This is a genomic window from Bradyrhizobium sp. AUGA SZCCT0182 (assembly GCF_018130185.1).
Lineage (GTDB): Bacteria > Pseudomonadota > Alphaproteobacteria > Rhizobiales > Xanthobacteraceae > Bradyrhizobium.
Window position 1 is genome coordinate 104,307 of sequence record NZ_JAFCLY010000001.1, and the last position, 15,416, is coordinate 119,722.

General features: G+C 63.2%; 15 protein-coding genes. 7 read left to right on the plus strand and 8 right to left on the minus strand.

What is annotated here, in order from left to right; all coding sequences use genetic code 11:
- Nucleotides 1–23 precede the first annotated feature (23 nt).
- Entirely contained in the window at nt 24–1,244 is a 1,221-nt protein-coding gene (locus tag JQ611_RS00515) for a L,D-transpeptidase (protein ID WP_212464193.1), read from the minus strand.
- A gap of 437 nt (nt 1,245–1,681) precedes the next feature.
- Between JQ611_RS00515 and JQ611_RS00520 the strand changes: the two genes are divergently transcribed.
- Complete coding sequence (locus JQ611_RS00520) at nt 1,682–2,500, plus strand: hypothetical protein (protein ID WP_212464194.1); 819 nt, start codon at nt 1,682–1,684, stop codon at nt 2,498–2,500.
- A gap of 15 nt (nt 2,501–2,515) precedes the next feature.
- On the opposite strand, the gene sseA is transcribed toward JQ611_RS00520, so the two are convergent.
- The 3 genes from sseA to JQ611_RS00535 form a co-directional block, all read right to left on the minus strand.
- The gene (sseA, locus tag JQ611_RS00525; protein WP_212464195.1) at nt 2,516–3,373 is read right to left on the minus strand and encodes a 3-mercaptopyruvate sulfurtransferase; all 858 of its coding nucleotides are present in this window, start codon (nt 3,371–3,373) and stop codon (nt 2,516–2,518) included.
- Between the two features lie 133 nt (nt 3,374–3,506).
- A complete protein-coding gene (locus tag JQ611_RS00530) occupies nt 3,507–3,920 on the minus strand; it encodes a rhodanese-like domain-containing protein (RefSeq protein WP_212389824.1) in 414 nt (137 codons plus the stop codon).
- 130 nt (nt 3,921–4,050) lie between these two features.
- Nucleotides 4,051–5,226, minus strand: a complete 1,176-nt coding sequence (locus tag JQ611_RS00535) for a VWA domain-containing protein (RefSeq protein WP_192740051.1) — start codon at nt 5,224–5,226, stop codon at nt 4,051–4,053.
- Nucleotides 5,227–5,374: 148 nt separating this feature from the next.
- On the opposite strand from JQ611_RS00535, the gene JQ611_RS00540 reads away from it, so the two are divergent.
- The 3 genes from JQ611_RS00540 to JQ611_RS00550 all read left to right on the plus strand — a co-directional run bounded on the left by JQ611_RS00540 (nt 5,375) and on the right by JQ611_RS00550 (nt 8,139).
- A complete protein-coding gene (locus JQ611_RS00540; RefSeq protein ID WP_212033892.1) occupies nt 5,375–5,617 on the plus strand; it encodes a GlsB/YeaQ/YmgE family stress response membrane protein in 243 nt (80 codons plus the stop codon).
- 98 nt (nt 5,618–5,715) lie between these two features.
- Nucleotides 5,716–6,558, plus strand: a complete 843-nt coding sequence (locus JQ611_RS00545; RefSeq protein ID WP_211997282.1) for a MoxR family ATPase — start codon at nt 5,716–5,718, stop codon at nt 6,556–6,558.
- 75 nt (nt 6,559–6,633) lie between these two features.
- Nucleotides 6,634–8,139 carry an NAD(P)/FAD-dependent oxidoreductase gene (locus JQ611_RS00550; protein WP_212266823.1) on the plus strand — a complete coding sequence of 502 codons (1,506 nt, stop codon included), beginning with the start codon at nt 6,634–6,636 and terminating at the stop codon, nt 8,137–8,139.
- A 44-nt stretch (nt 8,140–8,183) separates the two neighbouring features.
- Here the strand turns inward: JQ611_RS00550 and JQ611_RS00555 are convergent, their stop codons facing one another.
- From JQ611_RS00555 to JQ611_RS00565, 3 genes are read right to left on the minus strand one after another with little or no spacing between them, the layout of a single operon-like run.
- Nucleotides 8,184–9,200, minus strand: a complete 1,017-nt coding sequence (locus JQ611_RS00555) for a methyltransferase (protein ID WP_212464197.1) — start codon at nt 9,198–9,200, stop codon at nt 8,184–8,186.
- A gap of 21 nt (nt 9,201–9,221) precedes the next feature.
- On the minus strand, nt 9,222–10,265 hold the full coding sequence (locus JQ611_RS00560; protein WP_249132840.1) for a Bug family tripartite tricarboxylate transporter substrate binding protein: 1,044 nt from the start codon (nt 10,263–10,265) through the stop codon (nt 9,222–9,224).
- A gap of 22 nt (nt 10,266–10,287) precedes the next feature.
- Nucleotides 10,288–10,806, minus strand: a complete 519-nt coding sequence (locus JQ611_RS00565) for a MarR family winged helix-turn-helix transcriptional regulator (RefSeq protein ID WP_212464198.1) — start codon at nt 10,804–10,806, stop codon at nt 10,288–10,290.
- A 176-nt stretch (nt 10,807–10,982) separates the two neighbouring features.
- On the opposite strand from JQ611_RS00565, the gene JQ611_RS00570 reads away from it, so the two are divergent.
- From JQ611_RS00570 to JQ611_RS00580, 3 genes are read left to right on the plus strand one after another with little or no spacing between them, the layout of a single operon-like run.
- Nucleotides 10,983–12,035 (plus strand): aromatic ring-hydroxylating dioxygenase subunit alpha, encoded by a 1,053-nt coding sequence (locus JQ611_RS00570; RefSeq protein WP_212464200.1) that lies wholly within the window; start codon nt 10,983–10,985, stop codon nt 12,033–12,035.
- Between the two features lie 4 nt (nt 12,036–12,039).
- Complete coding sequence (locus JQ611_RS00575; RefSeq protein ID WP_212389827.1) at nt 12,040–12,792, plus strand: GntR family transcriptional regulator; 753 nt, start codon at nt 12,040–12,042, stop codon at nt 12,790–12,792.
- Nucleotides 12,793–12,799: 7 nt separating this feature from the next.
- The gene (locus JQ611_RS00580; RefSeq protein WP_212464202.1) at nt 12,800–13,786 is read left to right on the plus strand and encodes a PDR/VanB family oxidoreductase; all 987 of its coding nucleotides are present in this window, start codon (nt 12,800–12,802) and stop codon (nt 13,784–13,786) included.
- Here JQ611_RS00580 and JQ611_RS00585 read toward each other — a convergent pair.
- The gene (locus JQ611_RS00585; protein ID WP_212464204.1) at nt 13,783–15,414 is read right to left on the minus strand and encodes a GMC family oxidoreductase; all 1,632 of its coding nucleotides are present in this window, start codon (nt 15,412–15,414) and stop codon (nt 13,783–13,785) included. The genes JQ611_RS00580 and JQ611_RS00585 overlap by 4 nt on opposite strands.
- Nucleotides 15,415–15,416: the final 2 nt, after the last annotated feature.

Sequence of the window (15,416 nt, forward strand, 5' to 3'; positions counted from 1 at the left end):
AACGGTCGTGCAAACCTCTGACCCTAGCGCACCGTCACCGGCGCGGGCAGCGGGGGCACCACGGTCGGCTGCATGCCGGGAACCGGAGCGAGCTGCGCCTGAGCCGGCGCGCCCTGAGCACTTGCCGGCGGCAAGCCTTGTGCAGGTGCCAAGCCTTGTGCAGGCGCGGCCGAAGCGGTTGCAGTTCCAGGCGGCGGACCACCGGGCATCACGACGACGCGGGTGCCGACTTTGACGCGTTCGAACAGGTCGGACACGTCCTCGTTCAGCATGCCGATGCAACCCGACGAGACGAACTTGCCGATCGTCGACGGCTGGTTGGTGCCGTGGATGCGATAGACAGTCGAACCCAGATACATCGCGCGGGCACCCATCGGGTTGCCGGGGCCGCCGGCCATGAAGCGCGGCAGGTAGGGCTGACGCTCGATCATCTCCGACGGCGGATGCCAATCCGGCCACTCGGCCTTGCGGCTGACCTTCTGCACGCCGGTCCAGGTGAAGCCATCGCGGCCGACGCGGACGCCGTAGCGGATCGCGCGGCCACCGCCGAGCACGTAATAGAGGTAGGTATTCGGCGTATCGACGACCAGCGTGCCGGCGGGCTCCTTGGTCGCGAACGAAACTTCCTGACGGCGCAGATGCGGCGGAAGCTGCACGGGCGCCGCTTCCGGCTGTTCTTCCGGTGGCAGTGCTGACAGCACCATCGGCCTGCCGTCAGCGCCAACAGCGGGCTGCTGCTGCGGTTGCACGGCGCCGGTGACGGCGGGTCCGCCGCCGACGGCTTCCGGCGGCCGCAAGCGGTCGTCGCTCGGATAGACCACGCCTGCAGCGGGAACACGGCCATCGCCGCGATCGGAGTAGATCACCGGGGGAGGACCGGCAGGACGGCCGTAACGCGGATCATCCGGCGAAAGGACGGGACCCGTGGGCATCGGCGGGCCGCGGTCGGAATACATCGGCCGGCCGTAGCGCGGGTCGTTCGGCGACAGCACCGGACCAGGCGGCGGCAGCGCGGTCGAACTCCGGGCGTTCGGCGCCTCGTCGTCTTCGTCGTCCAAGGCATCGAAATCGGGCGTGCCGGGTCCGCGGCGCTGATCGATGCCATAACCACCGGGAACATACGGTCCCGGAGCTGCCGAATAGGTCGAGCCAGCGGGATAGCCCTGCTGTGCCTGGGCAAGCGAAATTCCTGCCGAGGCAGCAGCGACGGCAGCGCAGATCGTCAGAATACGGTTAATCATCATCGCTCTTGTATAGTCCCCAAGCCACACCGGACCGTTAACGGCAGATGACGGAAGATAGCGGCGCATTCAAGACAAATCCGTCAAATTCGGCCCAAATCGGTCATTTTGTGATGGGCCGTGAACGCTGCGGCAAAGATGCCGCACGGCGCGAAAAACATTGATTACCGGCGTAGAGCCTTTTCCGTTCCGATTGAATCGGAACGGGCTCTAGATTCTTGATTTGACGCGTTTTCTTGACGCGAACCGGGTGCCCACTTCGCTGGAAAACGCTCTAGTGCCGCCATTGGCCGCCAATTTTGTAACAAACAGGTTAGAGACGTTGAGATACTCTCGAATCGGCCTGATTCGCGGTGCGAATCCAGCCGCTTCCCAGTGGTCACCGCGTTCCCTTGGCATCAACAGCCCTGCATGCTCCCGGCAAGGCGGAACTCGCGTCCATGCTCCCCGGTTTTCGCTTTCTGTTCGCCGCGATCGTGCTGTCGATGTCGGTTCTGGTCTTTGGGCTTGGAGCGGCAGCGCTGCTGCGTGCCTCGCATGAGCAATTTGCCAGCCTCCCGTCGCGGCGGCCGCCGCCCGAACCCGTTTTTGTCAGGCAGAACGAGGCACCGGTGCCGACGCTGGCCCTGCTGCGCGTCGAGCCCGATGTCGCGGAGAAGGTGCCTGACAATGTCGCGGCGACGAATATCGAGACGGCTACCCCTGCGGCTCAAGCTCCGGAAGCGCCGCCGGCTGAACCGGAAAAGACGGCTGCGCTGAAACTGGACGAGCCCGTGAAGCTGAACGAGGCCGCGCCGGCCGAGACGGTGAAAGCGGAAATCCCGACGGCAGAAACAATACCGGCTGTTCAGGCCGAGATGCCGGCCGCCGAGACGCCTGCTGCCAAAGAGGTCGAGGCGCCTGCGGCCAAGATGCCTGCTGCAAATGAGGAAGTGAAGCTCGCGGCGATCGCGGAAACGCCGCCGCCGGCGACATCAGCCACGTCGACCGTGACAGCACCGGTGGTGGAGACGCCCTCCCTGGAAGGCAACCTCGCCGCGCTGAAGATCGCCACGCTGGGCGGTCCTGCCGTCGCTATCCAGGAAACGGCTTCGGTGAAACCGGCGGCCGCGAAACCAGAGCGCAGCGTCAACCGGAAGCGGGCGCAGCGCGCCAAAGAGCGCCGGCGCATCATCGCGGCGCGACGCGCGCTGCAGGCGCGGCAGGTGGCTCAGCAAGCGGCCGACCCGTTTGCGCAACTAACCTCGCGCGGCAGATAATAAAACCCGCGCCGCTCAGGTGGGGCCGGTCGCAACCGGCGGCCCGTCCTGCTCACCCCATTCGGTCCATGAGCCGTCATATAGCGCACTGCCGCGGACGCCGAGGCGATAAAGCGCCAGCGTCAGCACCAGCGCGGAGACGCCGGAGCCGCAACTCGTCACGATCGGCGCGTCGAGCTTGATGCCGGCGCCGACAAACACCGCGCGCAACTCCTCGAGCGACTTCATCGCACCGGTCGAGGCGTCGAACAGCTGGTTGTAGGGCACGCTGAGGCTGCCGGGAATATGCCCCGAACGCAGGCCCGGCCGCGGCTCGGGCACCTTGCCCTGGTAACGTTCGTTGGCGCGCGCATCGAGCACCTGCTCAGTGCGGCTGGTGAGATTGTCGACCATCTGCTGGATGTTGCGCGTGTACCGCGCATCGAAGGTCGCCTTGAACGTCGCCGGCTTCGGCGTGATCTCACCGCCCTCAACCTTGCGGCCTTCGGCACGCCACTTCTTCAGGCCGCCATTCAGGATCCGGACGTTCTGGTGTCCGAACGACAGGAACATCCACCACACGCGCGGCGCTGCGACCCATCCGCCGGAATCGTAGAGCACGACCTTATCGCCGTTGCCTATTCCAAGCCCGCCGACATCGCGGCCGAACTGCTCGGCGCTCGGAAACATGTGCGGCAGCGGATTGGAATGATCGGACACCGCATCGACGTCGAAGAAGACCGCCCCCGGAAGGTGGGAAGCGAGATAATCGTCCTTCGGCAGCGGCAGGATGCCCGGCATCTTGAACGACGCGTCGATGATCTTGGTTGTTGGGTCGTCGGAATGCTCGGCGAGCCAGTCGGTGGAGACAAGCGGATCGTCGGTGGAAGACATGCACGAAATCCCTATGGTGTTCGTCATGGCCGGGCTTGTCCCGGCCATCCACGCCTTTGGTGTTGCAACTACGTAAGACGTGGATGCCCGGGTCAAGCCCGGGCATGACGGCGGTGGTTGTGGCTGACGACCTTCAGCCCTTCTTCTTCGGCTCCCACTTCTCGACCGGGCCGCCGGCGTCGCGCCAGGCGGCGAAACCGCCGGCCATGTGCGCGACCGGCTTCAGGCCCATGTCTTTCGCGGTCTTGGCCGCCAGCGCCGAACGCATGCCGCCGGCACAGTGGAAGATGAATTTCTTGTCCTGCTGGAACACCGGCTTGGCGTATGGGCTTTCCGGATCGATCCAGAATTCCAGCATGCCGCGGGTGCAGGAGAACGCGCCGGGAATGCGGCCGTCGCGCTCGATCTCGCGGGGATCGCGGATATCGACGATGACCACGTCGTCGCTGGCAGCCGCCTTGATCGAATCCGCAGCGCTCAGAGTTTCGATCTCGGCATTGGCTTCGTCGATCAGGGATTTGATACCGCGGTGGATGGTCTGGGGCATTGATTGCACCTTTGTTGTTATCCGACTGCTGTTGTTTGCTGCCGTCATTCCGGGGCGATGCGAAGCATCGAACCCGGAATCTCGAGGTTCCGGGTTCGCGCTACGCGCGCCCCGGAACGACGACATCCTTTTACCGCACCAATTCCTTCATCGCGCCTTCGAGGCCTTCGATCGTGATCGGGTACATCCGCTCCGAGAACAGCCGGCGAATGATGGTGGTGGATTCCGAATAGTCCCAGTGCTTCTTCGCCACCGGATTGAGCCACACCGCGTGCGGATAGGTGCGCGTGATGCGATCGAGCCAGACCGAGCCGGCCTCCTCGTTGACGTGCTCGACCGAGCCGCCGGGGACCATGATCTCGTAAGGCGACATCGAGGCGTCGCCGACGAACACCACCTTGTAGTCGTGCGGGTACTTATGCAGCACGTCCCAGGTCGGCGTGCGATCGGTGAAGCGCCGCTTGTTCTGCTTCCAGACGCCTTCATAGAGGCAGTTGTGGAAGTAGAAATATTCCATGTGCTTGAATTCGGTCTTCGCCGCCGAGAACAACTCCTCGACCTGCTCGATATGCGAATCCATCGACCCGCCGATGTCGAAGAACACCAGCACCTTGACCGCGTTGCGCCGCTCGGGGCGCATATGCACGTCGAGATAGCCGTGATTGGCGGTCTCCTTGATCGTGGTGTCGAGGTCGAGTTCATCGGGCGCGCCGGTGCGGGCGAATTTGCGCAACCGCCGCAGCGCGATCTTGATGTTGCGGATGCCAAGCTCGACGTTGCCGTCGAGATCCTTGAACTCGCGCTTGTCCCACACTTTCACGGCGCGGTTGTTGCGGTTCTTTTCCTGGCCGATCCGCACCCCTTCGGGATTGTAGCCGTGGGCGCCGAACGGCGAGGTTCCTGCCGTGCCGATCCACTTGCTGCCGCCCTGGTGGCGGCCCTTCTGTTCCTCAAGCCGCTTGCGAAGCGTCTCCATGAGCTTGTCCCAGCCCATCGCCTCGATCTGCTTCTTCTCTTCCTCGGTGAGGTATTTCTCCGCGAGCTTCTTCAGCCATTCGGCGGGAATGTCCGCCTTCTCCATGGCGTCGAGCAGGTTCTCCAGCCCCTTGAACACGGAGCCGAACACACGGTCGAACTTGTCGAGGTTGCGTTCGTCCTTCACCAAAGCGGCGCGGGAGAGGTAATAGAAATTCTCCACCGTTTGATCGGCGAGGTCGGCGTCGAGCGCCTCCATCAGCGTCAAATATTCGCGCAGGGTCACCGGGACCTGTGCGTCGCGCAGCGATGTGAAGAATTGCAAGAACATGGAATACAGATTGCCCGCCGGGCCGCTGACGTCAAGGGCTGGCGGATTCCCGACGGGGAAGGCCAGCGCATACCAGACAGGCCTAGACCGGGAGGGTTTTTCCTCTAGAATTGAGCCATAAAGGGCTTATTCCGGCAGGGGAAATTCAATGGGGATCATAGCTGCGCTGATCATCGGCGCGATTGCGGGCTGGCTGGCCGGGAAGATCGTGCGGGGCGCAGGCTTCGGGCTGATCGGCAACATCGTGATCGGCATCATCGGCGCGCTTCTCGCGGGCTGGCTGTTGCCGCAACTGGGCGTCAACCTCGGCGGCGGCTGGATCCGCGAGATCATCAACGCCACCATCGGCGGCGTGATCATCCTGGTGATCCTCTCGCTGGTCAAACGCTGAGAGGCGCGCATCACCTCCAATCGCGACCGCCGAGCCGGCGGTCGTTTACTGTTCAGGCCGGAAACGGCGCAAGAACGAACAACAAGGCAAAGAGATAGATGAAATTTACCGGCACCAAGGACTACGTCGCCACCGAAGACCTCAAGGTCGCGGTCAACGCCTCGATCGTGCTCGAGCGCCCGCTGCTGATCAAGGGCGAGCCCGGTACCGGCAAGACCGTGCTGGCCGAGGAAGTCGCCAAGGCGCTCGGCGCGCCGCTGTTGACCTGGCACATCAAGTCCACCACCAAGGCGCAGCAGGGCCTTTACGAATACGACGCGGTATCGCGGCTGCGCGACAGCCAACTCGGCGACGCCAGGGTCTCCGACATCTCCAACTACATCAAGCGCGGCAAGCTGTGGGAAGCCTTCACCCATGACAAGCGCCCGGTGCTGCTGATCGACGAAATCGACAAGGCCGACATCGAATTCCCCAACGACCTCCTGCTCGAACTCGATCGCATGGAGTTCTTCGTCTACGAGACCGGCGAGAACATCAAGGCGAGCCTGCGCCCGATCGTGATGATCACCTCGAACAACGAGAAGGAATTGCCGGACGCGTTCCTGCGCCGCTGCTTCTTCCACTACATCAAGTTCCCCGACGCCGACACCATGGGCCGGATCGTCGACGTGCACTTCCCCAACATCAAGAAGCGCCTGGTCGAGGAAGCCTTGCGGATCTTCTTCGAGGTGCGCGAGGTGCCGGGGCTGAAGAAGAAGCCCTCGACGTCGGAGCTGCTCGACTGGCTCAAGCTGCTGCTCAACGAGGACATCACCCCGGAAATGCTGCGGGAGCGCGATCCGCGCAAGCTGATCCCGCCGTTGCACGGCGCGCTCCTGAAGAACGAGCAGGACGTGCATCTGTTCGAGCGGCTGGCGTTCCTGAGCCGCCGCGAAGTGTAATCGGAAGACGACAACGCCAGAACCCGGGGTTCTGGCGTTTTGCTGACAAAACCAACGACAAGAAGAACAGGGAAGATGAACGTTCAAACCCAGATTCACGCCGCCTCGCCCGGCCAAACCGAGCATTTCGACGTGCTGATCGCGGGCGCCGGCATCTCCGGCGTCGGCGCGGCCTACCACCTCACCACGCAATGTCCGGGCACGAGTTTCGTCGCCCTCGAAACCCAGAAGACGTTCGGCGGCACCTGGAGCACGCACCGTTATCCGGGCATCCGCTCGGACAGCGACCTGCATACGTTCGGCTACCGCTTCAAGCCGTGGACCTCGGCGCCGATCGCAAGCGCGGCCGAGATACTCAAATATATGGGCGACGTGATCGAGGAGAACGATCTCGCCCGCCATATCCGCTACCAGCACACCATCAATTCGGCGACCTGGTCGAGCGAACAGAACCTTTGGACCATCGAGGCCACGCGGAGCGACACCGGCGAAAAGCTGCGCTTCACCACGAATTTCTTCTGGATGTGCCAGGGCTATTACCGCCACACCGAAGGCTATACGCCGGAGTGGAAGGACATGGCCAAGTTCAAGGGCCAAATCGTCCATCCGCAGAAATGGCCCGAAGATCTCGACTACAAGAACAAGCGCGTCATCGTGATCGGCTCCGGTGCAACGGCCGCAACGCTGATCCCGGCGCTGGCCAATGACGTCGCGCATGTCACCATGCTGCAGCGTTCGCCGACCTATTTCCGCACCGGCCGCAACGCGATCGAGATCGCCGAGCAACTGCGGCAGTTGCAGGTCGACGAGAAGTGGATCCACGAAATCACGCGGCGGAAAATCCTGTTCGATCAGGACGCGTTCACCCGCAAGACCTTCGAGGAGCCGGAAGCAGCGAAGAAGGATTTGTTGTCGGCAGTGGAAGCCTATCTCGGCAAGGACTACGACATCGCTACCCACTTCACGCCAAAATACCGGCCGTGGCGGCAGCGCATCGCCTTCATTCCCGACGGCGACCTGTTCCAGGGCATCAAGTCGGGCAAGGCTTCGGTCGTCACCGACGAGATCGAGTGCTTCACCGAGAAGGGCATCCTGCTGAAGTCCGGCAAGGAGCTGGAAGCCGACATCATCGTTACCGCGACCGGCTTCAACCTCAGTGCAAACGGCGACATCGAATTCGCGGTCGATGGCAAGAAGCTCGATTTCGCCGATACCGTGACCTATCGCGGCATGATGTTCACCGGCGTACCCAATCTGGTCTGGGTGTTCGGCTATTTCCGCGCCAGCTGGACCTTGCGCGTCGACCTCGTCGCCGATTTCGTGTGCCGGCTGCTCAACCACATGAAGGACACCGGCGCGAAGAAAGTGGTGCCGCAGCTTCGGCCGGAAGACCACAACATGCCGCTGCTGCCCTGGATCGATGCCGAAAATTTCAATCCCGGCTACATGATGCGCGGCATGCACCTGTTGCCCAAGCGCGGCGACAAGCCGGAATGGCAGCACAACCAGGATTACTGGGCGGAGAAGGATGAATTCCCGGCCATCGACCTGAAGGACCACGTCTTTATCTACGGCTCCTGATGATGGGCGCCGAGTGACGGAGACATCCGTCACTCGGGCAGCTGTCAGTTGAGATGTGCCTCAATCACGTTGAAGCGGCCGGTCGGATGGATCGCGGCGAGGCGGAAGCCGGTTTGGGCAAGCAGTTCGGCATACTGCCGCTCGGTGCGCTCGAGCCCGCCCGGCCCGCGAAGCATGTTCAGATCACTCAGTGCGTGCGCCCTGTCCTCTTCCGTCGTCGTTGGCGATTCCGGCATCAGCCGTTCGACCAACAGCAATTTGCCGCCGCCCGGCAGCGCCTGGCGGCAGTTCCGCAAGATTGAAGTGCTGCGGACGTTATCCCAATCGTGGATCACGCTCTTGAGGATGATTGCGTCAATGGCCGGCGGCACGCGCTGAAAGAAATCACCGGCTACGAAATCCACGCGGTCACTCACATCGATGTGTCGAAGATGGCTGGTTGCAGCCTCCGCGCACCTCGGAAGGTCGAAGACAGTTCCGCGCAGCTGCCGGTTTTGCCGGGCGATGGCGCCGAGCAATTCGCCGGACCCGCCTCCCACATCCATCAGGTGGGACAATCCGCTGAAGTCGTAGCATCGCAGAATTTCCGGCGTGACCAGCCGCGTAAGGTCCGTCATCGCCGCGTTGAATTTGGCGACGCTGCCCGGCGTTTGCCCCATCAAATCAAAGCTGTTCTCAAGCCCCATAAGTTGAGCGGCGGTCTTGCCGGTCATTATCGTTTCGAGCAGGCCAGCCCAGGACTTTGTGAGCATCTCCGCTTCCAGGAAGGCCCACGCCTTGAACGATTGCTCGGATGCGCCGTCGAGGCAGGCCCCCACGTCAGTCAGTGCGTAGGAATTGTCGCTGGTCCGCGCGAACAGGCCGATGGTGGAAAGTGCGGTGAGCAGACGTCCGAGCGCCCGCTCGTCCGCGCCGGTCGCCGCTGCAAGCTTGCCCACCGTCTGCGGTCCGTCCCGCAGAAGCTCCGCCAGCCCCAGTTTCACCGCGACATGGATCACCGCAGTGATGCGGTGCGACTGTATCAAGTCGAGAAGCTTGAGGGCCGGGAGTTGTGACGACATCGCCTCTCTCCGATCGCGGGTTTATTGCGGGCTCCGGATATCAATCGATTTGGTGATTTCGCTCAACGCTGTTCGTTGCTTTTCGATCCCTTGTTTCAGCTCCTCGGTCGTTCCGTTGAGCACGTTATGCCCGCTTGCCTCCAGTTTGCGGCGAACATCGGCGTCCCGGCAGATCGCGGCGACATCAGCGGCAATTCGGTTTCTCAGCGCTTCGGACAGGGCCTTGCCACCAAAAATTCCCGCCATTCCAGCGATTTCAAGCTCGGGGTAACCGAGTTCGCGCACAGTCTTGATGTCGGGCAGCGTGGCTGCACGGCCTGGATTGGCGACGGCAAGAAAGCGCGCCTTTCTGGCCTGAACAGGCGAGGACGAGGCCGTCAATGAGGTCAGAAGCGCCTGTATCCGGCCCTCACCGAGGTCAGCCTGCGGCTGGGAGGCGTCTCGATAACTGACGAAATTCATCTTCAGATCGTGTTGTTTCAGGAATGCTGAAAATACAAATCGCGGCAGGGTCGGTCCGGACGCCCAGGCATGTTTCTCGGGGCTGGTCCGCAGCGCCGCGATCAACTCCGGAATGCTGTTGACTGACAGCTGATTGCTGACCGCGAGCGTCAAAACGATCTCTGTGGTCGCCGCAATCGGCACCAGATCCTGGTTGACGTCGTATGGCAGCCGGTCGACGAGCAGTGGCGCCACCGTGATGGAGCCGGCCACCGTATACAACAACGCATGATCGTCCTGGTTTGCGACGAACGATCCGACGCCAATCGTACCTTCAGCGCCAGGCCGATCCTCAACCACGACTGGCTTGCCCCATTTTTTGCCTAGAGCATCGGCGAAGATTCGGGCAGCGGCATCATTGGCGCTTCCGGGCGGAAAGGTTACAATCAGCTTGACCTGCCGCTCGGGCCAATCCGCTCTTGCCGACATCGGCGCGATAAGCGCCGTGACACAAGCCGCAAGAACAGCGATCGCGCACAGCCCTCGCGCCTTGCACCAGGTGGATTTTCCTTGAGCTGAGCGATGAGCCGACGATGTTGAACTATGAGACACTTGCGAGAACATTGTCACGACTGCCTCCCATTCGTTACTGGCTTGGATTTACTGGCTTGGATTTGCGTTGCGGCTTTCGGCGACCGTTTCCGGGACGCGCGTAGGAATCATTCGCTTCAATGACGCGCACGAGCATGTCCAGCAACGCGCGCCGTTCATCTGGCGATAGCGGCGCCAGCAGGCGTTCCTGAGCGGCGAGCAAGTCGGGACTTAAGCGGCGGCGCAAGGCCGCGCCTCGCTCGGTCACGTAGAGCTTGCGCGCGCGCCGGTCATCGGGATCGATCTTCCGCTCGACGAGGCCCTTGCCCTCCAGTTCGTCGATCATCTGGCCAAAATTGACCACATCGACGCCCATGCGCTCGGCCACCTGTCTCTGGCCTCTCCCCGGCTGCTCCAGGACGGCCACGAGGACGCCGAAAATCATCGGCGTCAGATCGTCACCGCTCAGTATCTCGGCGGTGACACCAAGGCAGATTTGATTGAAGCGACGCGCCAAATGAGCCGGCACCCGGTGGGACGGCAATACTTCCGGAGAAGCGTGCGGCTTGGCCATGACCATCCTAAAAGGTAATAATTATTATTATAATAATTCTTACTTAATGTCAAACCGCCGAGAATTTAGATGTATGTATACTACACAGGTAATATAGAACCCTAAATATTCGCAACTTGTCATATATGGCGCACTAATGTATACATAATGAACTCATTGTGCCATGGAGTGCAGCCATGCCGTCATCCTTCCCACTCAATGCCTGGTACGCCGCCGCCTGGGACGTCGATCTCAAGCACGCGCTGTTTCCCCGCACGATCTGCGGCAAGCATGTCGTGATGTACCGCCGCTCTGACGGCCAGGTGGCCGCGCTGGAGGACGCCTGCTGGCACCGGCTGGTGCCGCTGTCGAAAGGCCGGCTCGACGGCGACACCGTCGTCTGCGGCTATCACGGGCTGAAATACAATGCGCAGGGCCGCTGCACCTACATGCCCTCGCAGGAGACCATCAATCCTTCCGCCTGCGTGCGTTCCTATCCCGTGGTCGAGCGGCATCGCTTCATCTGGCTCTGGATGGGCGACCCGGCGCTCGCCGATCCAGCGCTGGTGCCGGACATGCACTGGAACGACGATCCGGCCTGGGCCGGCGACGGCAAGACCATTCAAGTGAAATGCGACTACCGCCTCGTGGTCGACAATCTGATGGACCTCACCCACGAGACCTTCGTGCACGGCTCCAGCATCGGCAACGACCACGTCGCCGAGGCCCCCTTCGACGTCACCCATAGCGAGCGCACCGTGACGGTGACGCGCTGGATGCGCGGCATCGAGGCGCCGCCGTTCTGGGCCGCACAGCTCGGTAAGCCCGGCCCGGTCGACCGCTGGCAGATCATCCATTTCCAGGCGCCCGGCACCGTCAATATCGATGTCGGCGTGGCGCCAGCCGGCACCGGCGCGCCGGAGGGCGACCGCTCGCAGGGCGTCAACGGCTTCGTGCTCAACACCATGACGCCGGAGACCGACACCACCTGCCACTATTTCTGGGCCTTCGTCCGCAACCACCGCCTGACCGAACAGAAGCTGACCACCGAGATCCGCGATGGCGTCTCCAATATTTTTCGCGAGGACGAGATCATCCTCGAGGCACAGCAGCGCGCCATGGACGAGAACCCGGACCGCACCTTCTACAATCTCAACATCGACGCCGGCGCGATGTGGGCGCGGCGCGTGATCGATCGCATGGTGGCCCACGAGACATCGCCGCCGACCACCGCGCAAGCCGCGGAGTGAGGCCATGAGCGAACGCGATTCCGAACGCTCGATCTCGCAGACGGTGCGGGCCCAGCTCGCACTGCGCGACATGATCCTGTCCGGCCGATTGCGGCCGGGCGAGCGCATCAGCGAATTGCAGGCGGTCGAGATCACCAGCGTGTCGCGGACGCCGGTGCGGCTGGCGCTGGTCCGGCTCGAAGACGAAGGCCTGCTGCAGGCGATCCCCTCCGGCGGCTTCATGGTGAAGGCGTTCACCGAGCGCGACATTCTCGATTCAATCGAGCTGCGCGGCACGCTGGAAGGCCTCGCCGCCCGCTTCGCCGCCGAACGCGGCGCCAGCGCGCGCAGCCTTGAACCGCTGAAGGAGTGCCTCGCCGACCTCGATCAGCTGGTTCGCCAGGATCCGGTCTCGGTCGAAGCCTTTTCCGCCTATGTCACCATGAACGCGCGCTTTCACGCGCTGCTCACTGAACTATCCGCCAGCCCGCCGCTGATCCGGCAGATCGACCGCGTCTCGGCATTGCCGTTCGCGTCGCCGAGCGGCTTCGTGATGGCGCAGTCGGCGCTGCCGGAAGCGCACCAGATCCTGCTGATCGGCCAGGACCATCACCGCATCGTGGTGGACGCGATCGAGAACCGCGAGGGCGGGCGCGCCGAAGCCATCATGCGCGAGCATTCGCGGCTCGCCGCACGCAATCTGCGGCTGGCGCTGCGCAATCGCACGCATCTCGATTTGCTGCCCGCGCTCGCTCTGCTTCAATCCCCGGCCGTATAGGTTAGTCATGCGCTTTGCCGAACAATGGAGCTGGTGCACGGTCGAGGATATCCGCGACGTTGCGCCCATGATCCGCGAATTCCGCCTGCGCCCTGACGGCGGCGTGGCGCCCTACCCGGCCGGCAGCCATCTCAACGTCGCGGTGCTGATCGACGGACAGCCCGCACGGCGGTCCTATTCGCTGGTCGGCGATCGCGATCCACACAGCTATCGCATTGCGGTGCGGCTGGCGCCGGAAAGCCGCGGCGGCTCGCACGCGATGTGGAGCCTCAAGCCGGGCGCGCGGATCGAAATCTCCAATCCGACATCGCTGCTCGATATCGACTGGAACAGGCAGAATTATTGCCTGATCGCTGGTGGCATTGGCATCACCCCTATCACCGGCATCGCCAGCGCCCTGCACCGCCGGGATATCGACCTGCGCCTGCACTACGCGGTGAAGTCGCGCGGCGACGCCGCCTATCTCGACGAATTATCCTCCGTGCTCGGTGACCGCCTGGTCGTCCACGCCAGCGACGAAGGCGCACGGATCGATCTCGATTCCACCTTCCGCGCACTGCCATCGGATGCGATTGCCATCATGTGCGGGCCGATGCGGATGCTGGAAGCGGCGCGGCGTGCCTGGAACGAGGCCGGGCGGTCTCCCGCCGATCTGCGCTACGAGACATTCGGCTCCAGCGGCCTGCTGCCGACGGCGGAATTCCGCGTCCGCCTGAAGGACACCGGCGCCGAGCTTGTGGTCTCGCCCAACAGCTCGATGCTCGACGTGCTCAACGACGCCGGCTTCGAGGTGATCTCGGACTGCCAGCGCGGCGAATGCGGCGTCTGCGCGGTCGATGTCATCGCGGTCGACGGCGAGATCGACCACCGCGACGTGTTCTTCAGCGACCAGCAGAAGCGTGACAACCGCAAGATCTGCCCCTGCGTGTCACGCGCCGTGGGCGTGGTCACGATCGACACGCTGTACCGGCCTGAGCCACCTCTGCGCGGCTAGACCCGCGCCGCCTCCGGCGCGACCTTGCCACGGATCATGTCGGAGGCCTTGTCGGCGATCATCATGGTCGAGGCGTTGAGATTGGCGGAGATCATCCGCGGCATGATCGAGGCATCGACCACGCGCAGGCCCTGCAGCCCGTGCACGCGCAGCTGGTCGTCGACGACAGCCCATTTGGTATCCGCCGGTCCCATCCGGCAGGTGCAGCCGGGGTGGAACGTGGTGGTGCCGCGCTCGGTGGCAGCGGCGAGAAACTCGTCGTCGCTTTGCACTTTCGGTCCGGGGAAATCCTCATAGGCGTAATATTGCGACAGCGGCGCGGAGGCGAGCAGCCGGCGCGCCAGCTTCATGCCGGCGACGACGACGCGGCGATCGAGCTCCTCGACCAGATAATTGGTCTGGATGATCGGCGGCGCAAACGGATCGGCCGAGCGGATGCGGACATAGCCGCGGCTTTCCGGGCGTTGCTGCCATGAGGCGATGGTCATGCCGGGCTCGTCTTCGAGCTGGCCCTGCACGCCCTCCTTGTAGCTTGCGGGCGTGAACGTCAGCTGCAGGTCGGAGCTTTCGGTGGTCTCGCCGGAATGCCAGAAGCAATAGACCATGGTCGGCGACAGCGACAGCAGCCCGCGCCGCGTCGTCGCCCACTTCAGCGCCTCGACCCAGAGACTCAATCCCCGCCGAAGTTCATTGATGGTCCTGATGTTCTTGACGCGTGCGACCGAGCGCGGCGCGTAATGATCCTGCAAGCCTTCGCCGACGCCTGATAGCGCGTGACGCACCTCGATGCCGTGCGACTGCAACAGCTCCGGCGAGCCGACGCCGGACAATTGCAGCACCTGCGGTGAATTGTAGGTGCCGCCGGACAGGATGACTTCCTTATTGGCGCGCACTTCGGTGGCAACGCCGCCCTTGCCGCCTTTCAGGTAGCGAACGCCGACCGCGCGCTTGCCCTCGAAGATGATGTTGGTGACGTGCGCATGGGTCCGCACATCGACATTCCCACGCTTCACCGCCGGATGCAGGAACGCGGTCGCGGCGCTGACGCGCAGGCCGTTCTGAATGGTGCGCTGGGCGTAGGAAACGCCTTCCTGGATCGCGCCGTTGTAATCGGGGTTGCGCGGAATGCCGAGGCTCATCGCGCCCGCCATGAACGCCTCGCAGAGCGGATCCCGCCAGTCCATTGTGGTGACGGTCAGGTTGCCGTCGCGCCCGCGATAGGTTTCATCGCCCTCGCCGACGCGCCGCTCCAGCCGCCTGAAATAGGGCAGTATGTCCGGATAGCCCCAGCTGCGATTGCCGAGCTGCGCCCAGGTATCGAAATCCTGGCGCTGGCCGCGGTTATAGATATGGCCGTTGATCGACGACGAACCACCGAGCGTCTTGCCGCGCGGCGCGTAGATGCTGCGGCCGCCGGTCCAGGGGCCGGGCTCCTGCTGATACGCCCAGTTGATGCTCTTCATATGGAACGTCTTGATGAAGCCGGCCGGCAGATGGATGTAAGGATGCCAGTCCTTGCCCCCTGCTTCGAGCACGCAGACGCGGGTGCCCGCATCTTCGCTGAGGCGATTGGCGAGCACGCTGCCTGCGGAGCCCGCGCCAATGATCACATAATCGAACGTTTCCATCA